At 63.1% G+C, this 16,015-nt stretch carries 13 protein-coding genes; 6 read left to right on the top strand and 7 right to left on the bottom strand.

Annotated elements, in window-relative coordinates:
* Positions 1–262 precede the first annotated feature (262 nt).
* Genes V1286_RS36590 through V1286_RS36570 form a run of 5 tightly spaced genes read left to right on the top strand, consistent with a single transcriptional unit; the run spans position 263 to position 5,755 of the window.
* The gene (locus tag V1286_RS36590; RefSeq protein ID WP_334488537.1) at positions 263–1,858 is read left to right on the top strand and encodes an ABC transporter substrate-binding protein; all 1,596 of its coding nucleotides are present in this window, start codon (positions 263–265) and stop codon (positions 1,856–1,858) included.
* Between the two features lie 49 nt (positions 1,859–1,907).
* Complete coding sequence (locus tag V1286_RS36585; protein WP_334356675.1) at positions 1,908–2,855, top strand: ABC transporter permease; 948 nt, start codon at positions 1,908–1,910, stop codon at positions 2,853–2,855.
* Positions 2,856–2,859: 4 nt separating this feature from the next.
* Positions 2,860–3,753: an ABC transporter permease gene (locus tag V1286_RS36580; RefSeq protein WP_334488535.1), complete on the top strand. Its 894-nt coding sequence runs from the start codon at positions 2,860–2,862 to the stop codon at positions 3,751–3,753.
* Positions 3,753–4,766 carry an ABC transporter ATP-binding protein gene (locus V1286_RS36575; protein WP_334488532.1) on the top strand — a complete coding sequence of 338 codons (1,014 nt, stop codon included), beginning with the start codon at positions 3,753–3,755 and terminating at the stop codon, positions 4,764–4,766. Before V1286_RS36580 ends, V1286_RS36575 begins: the two co-directional genes overlap by 1 nt.
* On the top strand, positions 4,763–5,755 hold the full coding sequence (locus V1286_RS36570; protein ID WP_334488530.1) for an ABC transporter ATP-binding protein: 993 nt from the start codon (positions 4,763–4,765) through the stop codon (positions 5,753–5,755). The genes V1286_RS36575 and V1286_RS36570 overlap by 4 nt, the downstream gene beginning before the upstream one ends.
* 96 nt (positions 5,756–5,851) lie before the next feature.
* On the opposite strand, the gene V1286_RS36565 is transcribed toward V1286_RS36570, so the two are convergent.
* From V1286_RS36565 to V1286_RS36535, 7 genes are all read right to left on the bottom strand, one after another.
* Positions 5,852–7,828: an acetyl/propionyl/methylcrotonyl-CoA carboxylase subunit alpha gene (locus tag V1286_RS36565; RefSeq protein ID WP_334488527.1), complete on the bottom strand. Its 1,977-nt coding sequence runs from the start codon at positions 7,826–7,828 to the stop codon at positions 5,852–5,854.
* The gene (locus tag V1286_RS36560) at positions 7,825–9,441 is read right to left on the bottom strand and encodes an acyl-CoA carboxylase subunit beta (RefSeq protein WP_334488524.1); all 1,617 of its coding nucleotides are present in this window, start codon (positions 9,439–9,441) and stop codon (positions 7,825–7,827) included. Before V1286_RS36560 ends, V1286_RS36565 begins: the two co-directional genes overlap by 4 nt.
* Positions 9,442–9,577: 136 nt before the next feature.
* A complete protein-coding gene (locus V1286_RS36555) occupies positions 9,578–10,444 on the bottom strand; it encodes a beta-keto acid cleavage family enzyme (RefSeq protein ID WP_334488522.1) in 867 nt (288 codons plus the stop codon).
* 66 nt (positions 10,445–10,510) lie between these two features.
* Positions 10,511–11,332 (bottom strand): helix-turn-helix domain-containing protein, encoded by an 822-nt coding sequence (locus tag V1286_RS36550; RefSeq protein WP_334488519.1) that lies wholly within the window; start codon positions 11,330–11,332, stop codon positions 10,511–10,513.
* Between the two features lie 213 nt (positions 11,333–11,545).
* Positions 11,546–12,202, bottom strand: a complete 657-nt coding sequence (locus V1286_RS36545) for a glutathione S-transferase family protein (RefSeq protein ID WP_334488516.1) — start codon at positions 12,200–12,202, stop codon at positions 11,546–11,548.
* Positions 12,203–12,237: 35 nt separating this feature from the next.
* A complete protein-coding gene (locus tag V1286_RS36540) occupies positions 12,238–13,389 on the bottom strand; it encodes an acyl-CoA dehydrogenase family protein (protein ID WP_334488513.1) in 1,152 nt (383 codons plus the stop codon).
* Between the two features lie 10 nt (positions 13,390–13,399).
* Positions 13,400–14,554, bottom strand: a complete 1,155-nt coding sequence (locus V1286_RS36535) for an acyl-CoA dehydrogenase family protein (RefSeq protein WP_334488510.1) — start codon at positions 14,552–14,554, stop codon at positions 13,400–13,402.
* Positions 14,555–14,768: 214 nt separating this feature from the next.
* On the opposite strand from V1286_RS36535, the gene V1286_RS36530 reads away from it, so the two are divergent.
* Positions 14,769–15,983: an ABC transporter substrate-binding protein gene (locus V1286_RS36530; RefSeq protein ID WP_334488508.1), complete on the top strand. Its 1,215-nt coding sequence runs from the start codon at positions 14,769–14,771 to the stop codon at positions 15,981–15,983.
* Positions 15,984–16,015 lie beyond the last annotated feature (32 nt).

Here is a 16,015-nt window from a genome sequence, read left to right as displayed (position 1 = left end):
AATCGAACGCAAACATGAGGCGTGGTGGTGCAGTGCATCATCAGGCGAGACATTACGGCGCGAGCGCCGACGCAGCGGCTGCGCTGCAACGAACCTGCCGATTCGCAGCAAATGGGCCAAGCAGCGCGCGCGTTCCGCCACGCGGATTTCGATTAGTCCGAATTGCCGATCCTCGCATTGGCTTGGCAGGTTGCTCCAACGCCGCGCCATGGTATCCTCGATACCAATCGGCCGGCTGAGACCGAAAAATGTGGAGGGGATCATGCGGAGCGTGCAAGCGCTTGTTGTCGCGGCATTGTTATCGCTGCCGGCTTTTGACGTTGCATCGGCCGGCGAGCCGAAACAGGGCGGCATCCTCAGGGTCTATCACCGCGACAGCCCGGGCAGCGCCTCGATCCACGAAGGCGCGACCTATTCGATCAACATTCCCTTCATGCCGGTTTTCAACAACCTCGTCGTCTTCAAGCAGGACGTGGCGCAGAACAGCGTGGATTCGATTGTCCCCGATCTCGCGGAGAGCTGGGCCTGGAGCAGCGACAGCAAGAAACTGACCTTCAAGCTGAAGCAGGGCGTCAAATGGCATGACGGCAAGCCGTTCACGTCGGCCGACGTCAAATGCACCTTCGACATGGTGATGGGCAAATCGCAGCAGAAGTTCCGCCAGAACCCGCGAAAGTCCTGGTATGATCAGGTCAGTGACGTGACCGTCAACGGCGATTTCGAAGCGTCCTTCGAATTGAAGCGGCCGCAGCCGGCGTTGCTGTCGCTGCTCGCCTCGGGCTACACGCCGGTTTACCCCTGCCACGTCTCTCCGGCCGACATGCGCACCAAGCCGATCGGCACCGGCCCGTTCAAATTCGTCGAGTTCAAGGCCAACGAGTCGATCAAGCTCACGAAGAACCCTGATTACTTCAAGAAGGGCCTGCCGCATCTCGACGGCATCGAATTCACCATCATTACCAACCGCTCGACGGCAATTCTCGGATTTGTCTCCGGAAAATTCGACATGACGTTCCCGACCGAAGTGTCGATCCCGCTGCTCAAGGAGGTCAAGTCGCAGGCGCCGAACGCGGTTTGCGTGGTCGAGCCGATCAATGTTTCGACCAACATCATCGTCAACTCGTCCTCCCCTCCGTTTGACAATCCGGACATTCGCCGGGCGCTAGCGCTGGCGCTGGATCGCAAGGCGTTCGTGCAGATCCTGTTCGAGGGGCAGGCCGATATCGGCGGCACCATGCTGCCTGCGCCGGGCGGATTGTGGGCGATGCCGAAGGAAATGCTGGAATCGATCCCGGGCTACGGCCCCGACATCAACGCCAACCGGGAAGAGGCGCGTAAATTGATGCAGAAGGCGGGCTACGGCCCGGACAAGCGCCTCGCCGTCAAGGTCGCCACGCGCAACATTCCGATTTACCGCGATCCCGCCGTGATCCTGATCGACCAGATCAAGAGCATCTACATCGATGGCGAACTCGACGTCGTCGACACCGCGCAATGGTTCCCGAAGGTCGCGCGCAAGGACTACGCGCTCGGCCTCAACCTCACCGGCAACGCCGTCGACGATCCCGACCAGTCGTTCTACGAGAACTATTCCTGCGGGTCGGAGCGCAACTACACCAACTACTGCAACAAGGAGATCGAAAAACTGTTCGATCAGCAGTCGGTCGAGAAGGATGTTGCCAAGCGCAAGAAGCTGGTCTGGGAGATCGACAAGAAGCTTCAGGAAGATGTGGCGAGGCCGATCATATACCATAGCCGGAACGGCTCCTGCTGGCAGCCTTACGTCAAGGGCATCACCATCATGGTGAACAGCTCCTATAACGGCTATCGTTACGAAGACGTCTGGATGGACAAGTAAGTCCAGCCGCGGAATCAGTTCCGCCAGCCTGCCAGGGAGAAACCGCCAGGTGTTTGCTTATATCGTGCGACGCCTCGCATTGATGCTCGTGACCCTGGTCGGGATCTCGATCATCATCTTCGTGCTGCTGCGCGTCGTCCCCGGCAACATCGTCGACATCCTGTTCGACGCCGCCGGCTTCGTCGATCCCACCGACAAGGCCAATTTGGAAAAGGAGCTTGGCCTCAACCTGCCGATCTACCAGCAATATCTGAACTGGATCGGCGGGCTGCTGCACGGCGATCTCGGCTATTCCTACGTGTCGGAAAAGCCGGCGCTGCAGGAGATCCTGCCGCGCATTCCGATCACCGCGCGGCTGGCGGCGCTGGCGCTGCTGTTCTCCGCTTCCATCGGCATTCCCCTAGGGGTTCTCAGCGCAGTCCATCAGGGTTCGCGGCTCGACTATACCTTGCGCGTCGTCAGCCTGAGCGGCCTGTCGCTGCCTTCCTTCTGGCTCGGGCTGTTGATCCTGATGGCCTCGGTCTCGCTGTTCGGCAGCATGCCGATCTACAATCCGAATCCAAAGACCTGGACCGAGGCCTTCGCGATCTATGCCGTCCCCGCAATGGCGGTCGGCTTTCGCAGCGCCGCGCTGACCATGCGCATCACGCGGTCCTCGATGCTGGAAATCCTGCGGCAGGACTACATCCGCACCGCGCGCGCCAAGGGCGCTTCCGAGGCGTCGGTCAATTATCGCCACGCGCTGAAGAACGCCATCCTACCGGTCATTACCGTGATCGGCATCGAGGCGGCGTTCCTGATCGGCGGGCTGATCGTCACCGAAACCGTGTTCAATATTCCCGGCGTCGCCCGCTTCCTGGTCGAGGCGCTGCGCTGGCGCGATTACCCGATCGTCCAGAATCTCGTGATGCTGATCGCCGTGGTCGTGGTGGTCGCAAACTTCACCGTCGACATGCTTTACGCCGCGATCGACCCGCGCATCCGCTATGGGGACTAGCCGCTTGACCACGATCAATTTCGACAGCGAGTTAAGACGGGCCGGCGCCCATTCGACGCATGGCTGGCGCCGTCTGCTGTTTCTGGCGCAGCGCTATCTGCTCGGCACGATCGGCCTTGTCATCATGGTGATGTTCGTCTGGATGGCGATCTCGGCCGACCTGATCTGCCGTTACGATCCACTCAGCGTCGATTCCGCGCAACGGCTGGCCTCGCCCAGCGCGGCGCACTGGATGGGAACCGATTCATTCGGCCGCGACGTCTGGAGCCGGATCGTCCACGGCGCGCGGATTTCGCTGGCGGTCGGCATCGGCGCCACCGCGCTGGGATCGTCAATCGGCGTCGTCGTCGGCCTTGCATCGGGCTATCTGTCCGGCTGGGTCGACCTGCTATTCCAGCGCATCACCGACATTCTGCAGGCCCTGCCCTTGCTGGTGCTGGCGCTGGTGATGACGGCGGCGCTCGGGCCGTCATTGCCGAACGTCATCATCGCGATTGCGATCCCGCTGATCCCGACGGTCGCCCGCGTCATTCGCGCCAATACGCTGGCGCTGCGCGAACTGCCGTTCGTCGAGGCCGCAAAATCGATCGGCATGAGCGAGACCCGCATCGCGCTGCGCCACGTGCTGCCCAATACGCTGGCGCCCCTGATCGTGCTGGCGACCGCGCAACTCGGCTCCACCATCCTCACCGAAGCCTCGCTGTCGTTCCTCGGCCTCGGCATTCCCGAACCCTATCCGTCCTGGGGACGCATGCTGTCGGAATCGGCGGCGGAATATGTCCGCACCGCGCCGTGGCTGGTGATCTTCCCGGGAGTAGCCATCAGCCTTGCGGTGTTCGGCACCAATCTGTTCGGCGACGCGCTTCGCGACATCCTCGACCCGAGGCAGCGCGGCTGATGACCGAGGCGCAGAAGGACGACATGGTTCTCGATGTGAAGAACCTGCAGACGGTGTTCTTCACCAACTCAGGTCTGTTCCGCGCGGTCGACGATGTCTCGTTCAGCGTCCGCCGCGGCGAGACGCTGGCGATCGTCGGCGAATCCGGCTGCGGCAAGAGCGTGACTGCGCTGTCGGTGATGCGGCTGGTGCCGGACCCGCCCGGGCGGGTGGTCGGCGGCTCGGTGACGCTGGAAGGGACCGACCTGCTCGGCCTCGACGAGGCCGAGATGCGCAAGATCCGCGGCAACCGGATCTCGATGATTTTTCAGGAGCCGATGACCTCGCTCAATCCCGTGATGCGGATCGGCGACCAGATCACCGAAGTGCTGCGCCTGCACCGGGAAATGACCTCCAGGGAGACGTGGGCCAAGGCGGTCGAGATGCTGCGCCTCGTCCGCATTCCCGAGCCGGAACGCCGCGCGCTGGAATATCCGCATCAGCTTTCCGGCGGCATGCGGCAACGCGCGATGATCGCGATGGCCTTGGCGTGCCGGCCGGCGCTGTTGATTGCGGACGAGCCGACCACCGCGCTCGACGTGACGATCCAGGCGCAGATCCTGGCGCTGATCGTCGATCTGCAGAAGACGCTCGGAACTGGATTGATCCTGATCACGCACGATCTCGGCGTGGTGGCGCAGACCGCGCAGCGCGTCATCGTGATGTATGCCGGCAAGAAGGTCGAGGAAGCGACCGTGGAAGACCTGTTCGAGAATCCGAAGCACCCGTATACGCGCGGGCTTATGGCCTCGATGCCGGCGGTGATTTCATTCGGCGCCAAGACCGACGCACGACTGAACGAAATTCCCGGCATGGTGCCGTCGCTGACCAACCTGCCGCCGGGCTGCGCCTTTGCGCCGCGCTGCAGCCTCGCCGTCGATCGCTGTCGCGCAGAATACCCGCCGCTACAGGAAGTCGACGGTGATCATTTTGCGGCGTGCTGGCGCGCGACAGAATTGGTAGGCGCGCCATGACCGATCAACGCCCGTTGCTGGAGGTTACCGACCTCGTCAAGCATTACGCGGTGCGCGGCGGCGTGCTGCGACGTCGCGTCGGCACCGTGCACGCCGTCGATGGCGTCAGCTTCTCCGTCGGCAAGGGCGAGACGCTGGGACTGGTCGGCGAGTCCGGCTGCGGCAAATCGACGGTCGCGCGCAGCGTGCTGCGGCTGGTGGAGCCGTCCAGCGGCACTATCAAATTGAACGGCACCGACATTACTGGCCTGAGCAAGGCCGAGATGCGGCCGCATCGGCGCTCGATGCAGATCGTGTTCCAGGATCCATTTGCTTCGCTCAATCCGCGCATGACCGCGGGCGATATCGTCGGCGAACCGCTCAGCGTGCACGGCCTTGCGACCGGCCGCGCGCAACAGGAACGCGTCGCCGAACTATTCGCGCAGGTCGGGCTACGTTCCGACCAGATGAAGAACTATCCGCATCAGTTCTCGGGCGGGCAGCGGCAGCGCATCTGCATTGCGCGGGCATTGTCGCTTGGGCCAAGCCTGATCGTGTGCGACGAGCCCGTATCGGCGCTCGACGTCTCGATCCAGGCGCAGGTGATCAATTTGTTGATCGACCTGCAGCGCAAGAATGATTTTTCCTACCTGTTCATCGCCCACGACCTCGCCGTCGTCGCCCATATCAGCCACCGCGTCGCCGTGATGTATCTCGGGCGCATCGTCGAGATCGCGGACAAGAGCGAATTGTTTGCCAACCCGCGTCATCCCTATACGCAGGCGCTGCTGGCCTCGGTCCCGATCGCCGATCCCAAAGCGAAGAAACTGGCGCCCATGGTCGACGGCGACGTCCCGAGTCCCATCAACCCGCCGTCCGGCTGCGCCTTCCACACCCGCTGCCGCTATGCCATGGACCGCTGCAAGGTGGAGCGGCCGGCGCTGGTGGCGGCTGGCGAACGGCATGAGGTAGCGTGCTGGCTGAACGACGGAACGGGGCGACCGGAGTAGGTTTCGTAGGGTGGGCAAAGGAGCGTAGCGACGTGCCCACCATTCTTGCTGTGCGTGAAATGGTGGGCACGCTTACGCTTTGCCCACCCTACGCACCTACGCCGCTGCAATTTCCACGACGATCCTGCCCGTCGTCACCTGCTCGCCCTCGGCAACATCGATGGACGACACCGTACCGGCGACGCCCGCCATGTGTACATGCTCCATCTTCATCGCCTCCAGCGTCATCACCGGCTGGCCGGCCACAACCTGTTCACCAGGCTTGACCAGCACCGCGACCACGCGGCCGTTCATCGCCGCGCGCACCTTGCCATCGCCACCGGCCGCCGCAGCCGAGGCCGGCGCTGCCAGCGTCAGGTCGCGGACCGCAATCGTCGCTCCGCGGTGCAGAACATAGAGGCAGTCGCCATCGCGCAGGAATCTTGCCGACTCCATCATGCCGTCGGTGCGGAAGCGGATCGCATCGCGGCCGAGTTCGTCAATCTCGAAACGAAGCTCACTGCCATCGACGGCGGCGGCATACCCGCCATCGCGCTCCCGCACGATATCCACCTCGTGCGCGCCATGGCCGAGATCGATCCGCATCGTCAGCGGAAACGTCGCTGCCAGACTGCGCCCGCTGCGCCAGGGTGGCGCATGGGGATTGGTGACGTAGAGCAACAAGGCCGCCAACGCGGCCTCCGCGTTGGCGTTGGCGCGCGGCGCCAACAGTTCGTCGCGATGGTTGCCGATGAAGGCCGTGGTCGCTTCGCCCTTGGCAAAGCCCGGATGACGCAAGCAGGAAATCAAAAATCCCTGATTGGTGGTGACGCCGAACGCGGCCGTCTGCTCCAGACCGCAGATCAACCGGCCCCGCGCCTCGCTGCGGTCGGCGCCATGACTGATGATCTTGGCGATCATCGAATCGTAGAACGGCGGGATTTCGGAACCGGATTGCAGCGCATGCTCGACGCGCACCCCATCCGGCATCTGCCACAACGCCATTGTGCCGGACTGCGGCATGAAATCGTGATTGGCGTCCTCCGAGCACAACCGCACTTCGATGGCATGGCCGGAGAATTTGACATCCTCCTGCCTGAGCCCGAGCGGCTCGCCGGCTGCAATACGCAATTGCAGTTCGACGAGATCGAGCCCGGTGACGGCCTCGGTGACGGGATGCTCGACCTGCAGCCGCGTGTTCATCTCCATGAAGTAGAACTCGCCGCCCGGATCGAGCAGGAACTCCAGCGTGCCGGCGCCCTCATAGCCAATCGACTTGACCGCAGCGACGGCGACCGCGCCCATCCGCGCCCGCAGTTCCGGCGTCACCTTCGGCGACGGCGCTTCCTCGATCAGTTTCTGATGCCGGCGTTGCACCGAGCAATCGCGCTCGCCGAGATGAATGGCGTTGCCGTAGCGGTCGCCGAACACCTGAATCTCGATATGCCGGGGATTTACGATGGCGCGTTCGAGTATGACGGCGGGATCGCCGAACGCGCCCTGCGCCTCCGACCTCGCGTTGCGCAGCGCATCCGGAAATGCTGCCGCATCCGTGACCAGCCGCATGCCGCGCCCGCCACCGCCGGCGACCGCCTTGATCATGACGGGGACGCCGATCTTCCTGGCCTCCGCCAGCATCGTCGCGTCGCTCTGGTCCGCGCCCTGATAGCCGGGCACGATAGGTACGCCCGCCTTCTGCATGATGTCCTTGGCGCCCGCCTTGTTGCCCATCGCCCGGATCGCCTCCGGCGACGGACCGATGAAAACCAGTCCGGCATCGCGACAGGCTTGCGCGAAATCCTCGTTCTCGGCGAGGAAGCCGTAGCCCGGATGAATCGCGCTTGCGCCGCTGGTTTTCGCGGCGGCGATGATCGCATCGATCCGCAGATAGGATTGCGCCGGCTGCGCCTCCCCGATCCGCACCGCCTGATCGGCCTCTCGGACATGCAGCGCGTCGCGGTCGGCATCGGAATAGACGGCAACCACGCCATAGCCGAGCCGGCGCGCAGTGCGCATGATCCGCAGCGCGATCTCGCCGCGGTTGGCGATCAGGATCTTGAAGAACGGCGTTCGCTTCAATTCAGTTCCGCTCATGGCCGCGCGACCGAGAATTGCATGCGCTGTGGTGAGCGGATCTCGGCCTCGCGGCAGATCGCCAGCACCTCGGCTAGCACGCTGCGGGTATCGCGCGGATCGATCACGCCGTCGTCAAGCACCCGCGCGCTGGTCGAGAACACGTCCATCTGGCCATCGAACACGCCCGTGATCTGCGCCTTCATGGCATCGAGCTTCTCCTTCTCGATCGGCCTGCCGCGCCGCGCCGCTGCGGCCTCAGTCACGATCGCCATGGTTTCCGCCGCCTGCTCGCCGCCCATCACGGCGGTCTTGGCGTTCGGCCAGGAAAAGCAGAAGCGCGGATGGAAGCCGCGCCCGCACATGCCGTAATTGCCGGCACCGAACGAGGCGCCGCAATAGATCGTGATCTGCGGCACGGTGGCCGACGTCACCGCCTGGATCATCTTGGAGCCGTGCTTGATCATGCCGGCCTCTTCGTAGGCCTTGCCGACCATGTAGCCCGTCGTGTTGTTCATATAGAGGATCGGCGTACGCGACTGGCAGCAGGCTTGAATAAAATGCGTCGCCTTGTTGGCGCCGGGCACATCGAGCGGGCCGTTATTGGTGATGATCCCGATCGCCTGCCCCTCGATGCGGGCGTGGCCGCATACGGTGGCGGGACCATAGTTTGCGCCGAACTCAGTGAAGTCGGAATCGTCGACAAATCGTGCGATCGCCTGCCGCATATCGACCGGACGCTTGTGATCCATCGGCATGATGCCGAGCAATTCCTCCGCATCGTAGCGCGGCGGCTTGAAGGAAACTTCCGCAGGCTTCGGCCGATCCCATTCCAGATTGGCCATGATGTCGCGCGCGATGCGCAGCGCGTCGCGATCGTCCTCGGCCAGATAGTCGCCGAGACCGGAGATGGACGTGTGCATCTCGGCGCCGCCGAGCTCTTCCTCTGTCGCAATCTCGCCCGTCGCGGCTTTCAACAGTGGCGGCCCGGCGAGGAAAGCGCGGGTGCGGCCGCGCACCATCACGATGTAATCCGAGAGCCCCGTTTGATAAGCGCCGCCTGCCGTCGACGATCCATGCGTCACGGTGACGACAGGCAACCCCGCCGCCGACAGCCGCGCCAGATTGCGAAAGATGTTGCCGCCCCGGATAAAATCCTCGACGCGGTAGCGCAGCAGATTGGCGCCGGCGCTTTCGACGAGCTGCACGTAAGGCAGCTTATTCTCCAGCGCCAGCTCCTGTACCCGCAGCGTCTTGTCGAGGCCGTACGGCTGCAGCGCGCCGGCATCGATGCCGGAATCATTGGCGCTCACCATGCAGCGGATGCCTGAGACAAAACCAATGCCGGCGATCACGCCGCCGCCGGGCACGCTCTTGTCCGCATCCGGCACGTCGAACATGTAGCCGGCGAGCGTCGACAGTTCGATGAAGGGCGATCCGGGGTCGAGCACCAGCGCTACGCGCTCGCGCGGCAGCAACTGCCCGCGCTTGTGGAAGCGGTCCTTGGCCGCGGCGGAAGCGGTGCGCGTGCGATCTTCGAGGGCGCGCATGCGTGTGATCAGCGCCAGCATGCCGTCGCGATTGGCCTTGAAGGCGGCGCTGGAGGGAACGATGGTTGATTCGATTACTGCCATAACCTCTCCCGCTCGTCATAGCCTGCGACAAACGCGAAGCGTTCGTGCAAGGGAGCGAAGCGACGAAGCAATCCATACCTTTTGTGCGTCACGATGGATTGCTTCGCTTCGCTCGCAATGACGACGGCCAAGACGGTCAATGCCTCGTCCCAAAGATCTGCCGCGCTTCGGCGGGGCTCGCGATCTCGCGGCCCGCGCGCCGCGCGCAGGCAGCGATCGCCTCGATCAACTGCCCGTTCGAAGTCACTTTGGTGCCGTCGCCAAGATAGAAAGTATCTTCGAGCCCGGTGCGCAGATGCCCGCCGAGATCGGCGCAGCGCTGGTGCAGCGGCCAGATTTCGGCGCGGCCGATCGCAGTCACCTGCCAATGCGCTTCCGGCAGTTTCAGCTTCAACAGGATCGGCAGCAATTCCTGATCAGCCGGCATGCCGGAGGCGACGCCCATCACAAAATTATACTCGAGCGGGCCGGAATACATCCCGGTCTGCCTGTACATGCCGACGCAGCGCACGATGCCGACGTCGAAGCATTCGAACTCGGGGATCGTGCCCGCTTCGTTCATCACGTCGAGATAGTCCTGCACCTTCTCGACCGCGTTATCGAACATCATCGGCGGCCATGCCCAGGTGTTGTCGGACTTCACCTTGAGATAATTCAGCGAGCCGGCATTGCAGGCGGCGATTTCGGGTTTGGTTTCGCGCACGCAGTCGAGCGCGCCCTGATACTTGGGCCCCGACGTGCCCGTGGTGTGGTTGATGATGACGCCGGGGCAGGCCTCGCGAATCGCCTGCTGGATCTCTTTGGAGACGTTGACGTCCCATGACGGCAGATGTCCCTTGTTTGGCTCCTGCTGGCGCAGATGGACATGCATGATGCTGGCGCCGGCGTTGAACGCGGCCCTGGCCTCCCGCGCCATCTGCTCCGGCGTAACCGGCACATTGTGCTGCTTCGGATCGGTCAGCACGCCGTTCAGCGCACAGGTAATGACGGCCTTGTCGCCCATAGATCAACCTTCGAAAGCGGGACGCGAGGGATCGCGAAAATGTCCGGCGCGATCATGCGTCCGGCATCAGCCGGCTTCTTGCGTCCACCCGCTATTGTCGGCGGCGGCATGGCGGTGGCTATAGATCGCCAGATCGCGCGAACCTGAAAAGATCGCGCGCGGCTTCAAGCCATAGAAGCGGCGGATCGAGTGGCTGAAATGCGTGGAGTCGGGATAGCCGATATCCTGCGCGAGATGCGCAAGGTTGATGTCCTGGTTGGCGAAGTGCAGCAGATGCCGCGCGCGCTTCCAGGCGCGGAAGGAGCGGAATGATATTTCGGTCTCTTCCTTGAACAAATGCAGGAAGCGCGACGGAGATAGTCCCGCCTCCGCGGCGCAGCTCGCTGCCGTCACCGGCTCGCCGGAGAATTTTCCGATCTGCAGAATCGCGCGCACCACGCGCGGATCGAGTATGCGCTGCGGCAGGGCCTCGCCAAGGCACAGGCAATCGAATTCGGCGCTGGAATATTCATTGCCGGCGTGATGCTCGCGCAGTTCGCGATAGGCGGCGCGGATGCGGCTGGTGAACGCTGCGCCTTCGGGTCCCGCGAGACGCCGTGCGAGGTCTTCGAGCACACCGGGGCGAACGCTCTCCGGCTCGATCACGACGCTGAGCACCGAGCGATAATCGCTGGCGATGGTGTGCCTGATGTTCGGCAACAGGGCGACCATTTCGCCATGGGTTTCCCGGCCATCGGCGGTGGTGAGCCAGAGACCGCCCTCGATCGAGACATAGATGTTGAAGGCGCCCGAACAGCGTTGGCGCGGGCGGCCGAGCAGGCCAGCATAGAACACGCGCTCCGGGGTGATCAGCATCAGATGGCCGGATTTGTGGCCGACATCGTCCATGGTGTGTCCTCCTCGCGCGGCTCTTTGGCCGCTGCGATGGGGTCAACCATAGCGGAAAATTGGGGACTGTCACCGATAGAAGAGTTGTCATTCCGGGGCGCGAAGCGAACTATGGGGCGCCCTTGCGCCCCTGAGAATCTCGAGATTCCCCGATGCGCGATTGCGCATCTGAGGTCTGGTCCTTCGGACCATCCCGGAATGACGGGGGCTCCGTCAGGCCCGGATCCGAGGTGCCACGTTCTGCTCGACGCCGGCCCTGCGTTCCGCGGCAATCGCCCGCTGGTACCCGTCACGTTCCTGCAACCGGGCCCAATAGGCGGCGACATTGGGGCCAAAATCCTTAGCCAGGCCAATATTGCCCGCCAGCCGCAATGCATAGCCGTTGACGATGTCGGCCGCAGTGAACCGGCCGGCGCACAAGGTTTCGGCATTCGCGGTGGCTGCCTCGACAGCGCGCAGCCGGCCCAAAAACCATTTCGCGTAATCGCCGGCCACCTGCGGGTTCCGCCGCTCCTCCGGTTCGAGCTGGCTGTATCTCAGCACCAGCGTTTGCGGAAAGGTCAGCGTGGCGTCGCTGAAATACATCCAGTTCAGGAACGCGCCATAGGCGGGGTCGTCCTGCCCGACCACCAGCGGCGTCGGACCATATTTGGTGCCGAGGTAATAGCAGATGCCGGAGGATTCCGTCATTTTGGTCTCGCCGTCGATCATGAACGGAATGGTGCCGAGCGGATTGATCGCAAGATATTCCTTTGCGAACACGCGTGGCGGGAACGGCAGCATTTTCAGCTCATAGGGCAAGCCCATCTCTTCGAGCATCCAGAGCGGACGGAATGAGCGTGCGCCGTCGCAGTGATAGAGCGTGATCATCAGGCATTCCCTCGTGAGTTCTGATCGGGCTTTTATTAGTTTTTCGGCAGCGTGCCCATCATCTTGCACAGCACTGTCAGCATCACCTCGTCGGCGCCGCCGCCGATCGAGGTCAGGCGGCTGTCGCGATAGGCCCGGCTGACCGGCGTCTCGTTCATGAAGCCCATGCCGCCCCAGAACTGCAGGCAGGCATCGGTGAGTTCACGCCCCAGACGACCCGCCTTGAGCTTGGCCATGGTGGCGAGCCGTGTCACGTCTTCGCCCGCGATCAACGCCTCGGCGGCGCGGTAGACCAGCGCGCGCAACAGCTCGACCTCGGTCTGCATCTCCGCAAGCTTGAAATGAACGGTCTGGTTATCGAGGATCGACTTTCCGAACGCCTTTCGATTGCGTGTGTATTCGATCGTCTCGGTGATGATGAATTCATGCGCCTTGAGGCAGGCGGCCGCGCCCCACAGCCGCTCCTCCTGGAACTGCACCATCTGGTAGGTAAAGCCCTTGCCCTCCTCGCCGATGCGGTTGCGCTTGGGCACCCGGACGTTGTCGAAGAAGATCTGCGCGGTGTCGGACGAGCGCATGCCCATCTTGTCGAGCTTGCGCGCGACCTGCACGCCCTTGGCTTTCATCGGCACACAGATCAGCGACTTGTTGCGGTGGACCTGATCGTCGCTGGTGTTGGCGAGCAGGCAGATCCAGTCGGCCTGCACGCCGTTGGTGATCCACATCTTGCCGCCATTGATGACGTAATCATCACCATCGGAGCGCGCCTGGGTCTTGATCGAGGCGACATCGGAACCGGCGCCGGGCTCTGAAACACCGACACAGGCGACCGCATCTCCCGCAATCGCGGGGCTAAGAAACTCGCGTCGCACTTCATCTGAACCGAACCGCGCCAGCGCAGGCGTTGCCATATCGGTCTGCACGCCGATCGCCATCGGCACGCCGCCACATTTGATGGCGCCGAGCTCTTCGGCCATCATCAACGCGTAGGAGTAATCGAGCCCCTGCCCGCCGAATTCGACCGGCTTGTTGAGGCCGAGAAAGCCGAGATCGCCGAGCTTCTTGAACAATTCGTGCGCGGGGAAGATGTCGGCCTTCTCCCATTCATCGACGAACGGGTTTATTTCGGCGGCGATGAACTTTTGCAGGATACGGCGAGGTTCGTCGTGGTCGGCGGTGAAGAGCATCTTGTTTCCTTCATAATCCCATCTGCCTCGAAGCGAGATCCTTCATGATCTCCTCGGTGCCGCCGCCAATGGCGTTGACCTTGACCTCGCGGTAGATGCGCTCGACCTTGACGCCGCGCATGAAGCCGGCACCGCCAAAAATCTGAACGGCCTCGGAGGCGCAGAACGCCATGGTCTGGGTGGCCTGGTTCTTCATCATGCAGATTTCGGCGACCGGGCTCTCGCCTTGCCCGAGCCGCCACGCCAGCATTTCCAGCATCGCCTGCGACGCCGCCACCTTCTGCGCCATGTCGACCAGCTTGTGACGGATCACCTGGTGCTGCGCGATCGGCTTGCCAAAAGTCTTGCGCTCCTTGGCATAGGCAATCGCCTCCTCGACGCAGACGCGGGCATAGGCCGTGCAGCTTGCCGCCATGCCCATGCGCTCGCTGTTGAAATTGTGCATGATGATCTTGAAACCCTGGCCCTCCTCGCCGATCAGGTTTTCGCACCTTACGCGGCACTCGTCGAAATGCAGCGTGGCGGTGTCGGACGCCCACCAGCCCATCTTCTTCAGCTTCGTGCGCGACAGGCCCGGCGTGTCGCCCTCGATCAACAACAAACTGACGCCGCCCGGCCCCTCGCCGCCGGTGCGCACCGCGACCGTCAGATAGTCGGCTCGAATCCCTGAGGTGATAAACGTCTTCTCGCCGCTGACGACATAATGGTCGCCGTCACGCCGCGCCCTGGTTCTGAGATTGGCGACGTCGGAGCCGCCGCTGGGCTCGGTAATCGCGAGCGCCGAAATCTTCTCACCCGACAGCACTTGCGGCAGCACCCTCGCCTTGACCTCAGGCCTCGCGGCGCGCGCGATCGGCGGCGAACCGATGGTGTGGCTCATCAGGCTCGAACTGACCCCGCCCGCGCCGGCGCGCGCCAGCTCCTGCGATGCCACGATCTTCATGAACTGGTCGGCGGGCACGCCGCCGTATTCTTCCGGGAAGCCGAGCCCCAGCAGGCCGATCTCGGAAGCTTTCCGATAAAGCTCGCGCGGAAACTCGCCGGCCTCGTCCCATTCATGAGCATAGGGCTCGATCTCGCGCGACACGAAGCGGCGCATCACGTCGCGGAACGCTTCGTGCTCGGCCGTATAGAACGGGCTTTGCGCTTTCGTTCGCTCCAGCATGGCTTCCTCCGAAAGGATCACGATGCCCCGTTTTGCCTCTCGCAAACTTGCGTTGAGCGGCTGGCATGATCGTGCAGACGCGGCCTGCCGCACCAGCGAACCCGACGCGCGCTGTGTGCAGCAACTGAACGCAAGACCGGTTGCCCGAGCATGCCCTAGCCTTGGTTCAAAACCAACAACAACATTGTCGGCCATTCGCCGGGGAGGATGAAGCATGATCCGATCGAGCAAGTTCGTCCCGGTCGCCTTCTTTTCAACGTTACTCTCCCTGACTGCTGCGACAACAGCCGCAACCCAGCAGCCCGGTATATCAGACACCGAGATCAAGTTCGGCAACATCATGCCGTATAGCGGCCCGGCGTCGGCGCTCAGCGTCACCGGCAAGGCTTTTGCGGCCTATTTCGACCTGATCAACGAGAAGGGCGGCGTCAACGGACGCAAGCTCAACATGATCTCGCTCGACGACGGTTTTTCGCCGCCGAAGACGGTCGAGGCGACGCGCCGGCTGGTCGAGAATGACGGCGTCGCCTTCATGTTCGGAACCATGGGCACCGCGCCGAGTTCGGCGACCGCGAAGTATCTCAACGGCGCCAAGGTGCCGCATCTGTTCCTGATCAGCTCGGCATCGAAATGGAACGACCCGACCAATCAGCGCTGGCTGATGGCGCTGCCCTGGGCGCCCAATTATGTCGAGGAAGCCGGCATCGAGGTGCGCTTCGCCCGCGCCAGGAATCCCAATGCGCGCTTTGCGATCCTTTATCAGAACGACGACGCCGGAAAGGATTATCTGCGCGGTGTCAAGGAAGCGCTCGGCGCTGATGCCGACAAGGTGATCGCGATGGCTGCGAGTTTCGAAGTCGCCGATCCCACGGTGGACTCGCAGATCCTCACGCTCGCCAACACCAAGGCCGACGTCTTCCTGATCTACAGTGTGACGCCGCGTGCGTGTGCGCAGGCGATCCGAAAGGCGTACGAAACCGGCTGGCGTCCGATGCGGTTCATCTCCTCGGGCTGCGCCAACAAGGAAACGGTGATGGTGCCGGCCGGGCTCGAAGCCGCGACCGGCATCATGTCGGTCGGGGCGCTAAAGCCCTATTCAGCTGATTCCACCGACGCAGACCTGGTCACCTACCGGGATTTCATGAAGGCGCGGCTGCCCAATATCGATCCGGCCAACATGGCGGCGGGCTATGGCTACATGGTTGCCCAGGCGCTGGTCGTGGTGCTCACCCAGTGCAAGAACGACCTCAGCCGCGAAAACATCATGGCGCAGGCGGCCAACCTCAAGGGCGTCGCACTGCCGATGCTGATGCCAGGGGTGAAACTCAATACCTCGCCGACGGACTACCGTCCGATCAAGGACGGCTATATGGTCGAGTTTCGCGACAGCCAGTTCAATGTGATCAGCGAATTGTTGCGCGGTTCCTGAACTGGCGAGCTGGAAAGGCACTCGCGCGGCAG

Origin of the sequence: Bradyrhizobium algeriense, from assembly GCF_036924595.1 — a bacterium.
GTDB classification, from domain to species: Bacteria; Pseudomonadota; Alphaproteobacteria; order Rhizobiales; family Xanthobacteraceae; genus Bradyrhizobium; species Bradyrhizobium algeriense.
Note: the sequence above shows the minus strand (reverse complement) of the source record. Positions and strands in the feature narration are given on the sequence as shown.

Coding starts and splice junctions, on each gene's coding strand:
- V1286_RS36590 (WP_334488537.1), top strand. CDS start 263: ATGCGGAGCGTGCAAGCGCTTGTTGTCGCGGCATTGTTATCGCTGCCG.
- V1286_RS36575 (WP_334488532.1), top strand. CDS start 3,753: ATGACCGAGGCGCAGAAGGACGACATGGTTCTCGATGTGAAGAACCTG.
- V1286_RS36570 (WP_334488530.1), top strand. CDS start 4,763: ATGACCGATCAACGCCCGTTGCTGGAGGTTACCGACCTCGTCAAGCAT.
- V1286_RS36565 (WP_334488527.1), bottom strand. CDS start 7,828: ATGAGCGGAACTGAATTGAAGCGAACGCCGTTCTTCAAGATCCTGATC.
- V1286_RS36560 (WP_334488524.1), bottom strand. CDS start 9,441: ATGGCAGTAATCGAATCAACCATCGTTCCCTCCAGCGCCGCCTTCAAG.
- V1286_RS36555 (WP_334488522.1), bottom strand. CDS start 10,444: ATGGGCGACAAGGCCGTCATTACCTGTGCGCTGAACGGCGTGCTGACC.
- V1286_RS36550 (WP_334488519.1), bottom strand. CDS start 11,332: ATGGACGATGTCGGCCACAAATCCGGCCATCTGATGCTGATCACCCCG.
- V1286_RS36545 (WP_334488516.1), bottom strand. CDS start 12,202: ATGATCACGCTCTATCACTGCGACGGCGCACGCTCATTCCGTCCGCTC.
- V1286_RS36540 (WP_334488513.1), bottom strand. CDS start 13,389: ATGCTCTTCACCGCCGACCACGACGAACCTCGCCGTATCCTGCAAAAG.
- V1286_RS36535 (WP_334488510.1), bottom strand. CDS start 14,554: ATGCTGGAGCGAACGAAAGCGCAAAGCCCGTTCTATACGGCCGAGCAC.
- V1286_RS36530 (WP_334488508.1), top strand. CDS start 14,769: ATGATCCGATCGAGCAAGTTCGTCCCGGTCGCCTTCTTTTCAACGTTA.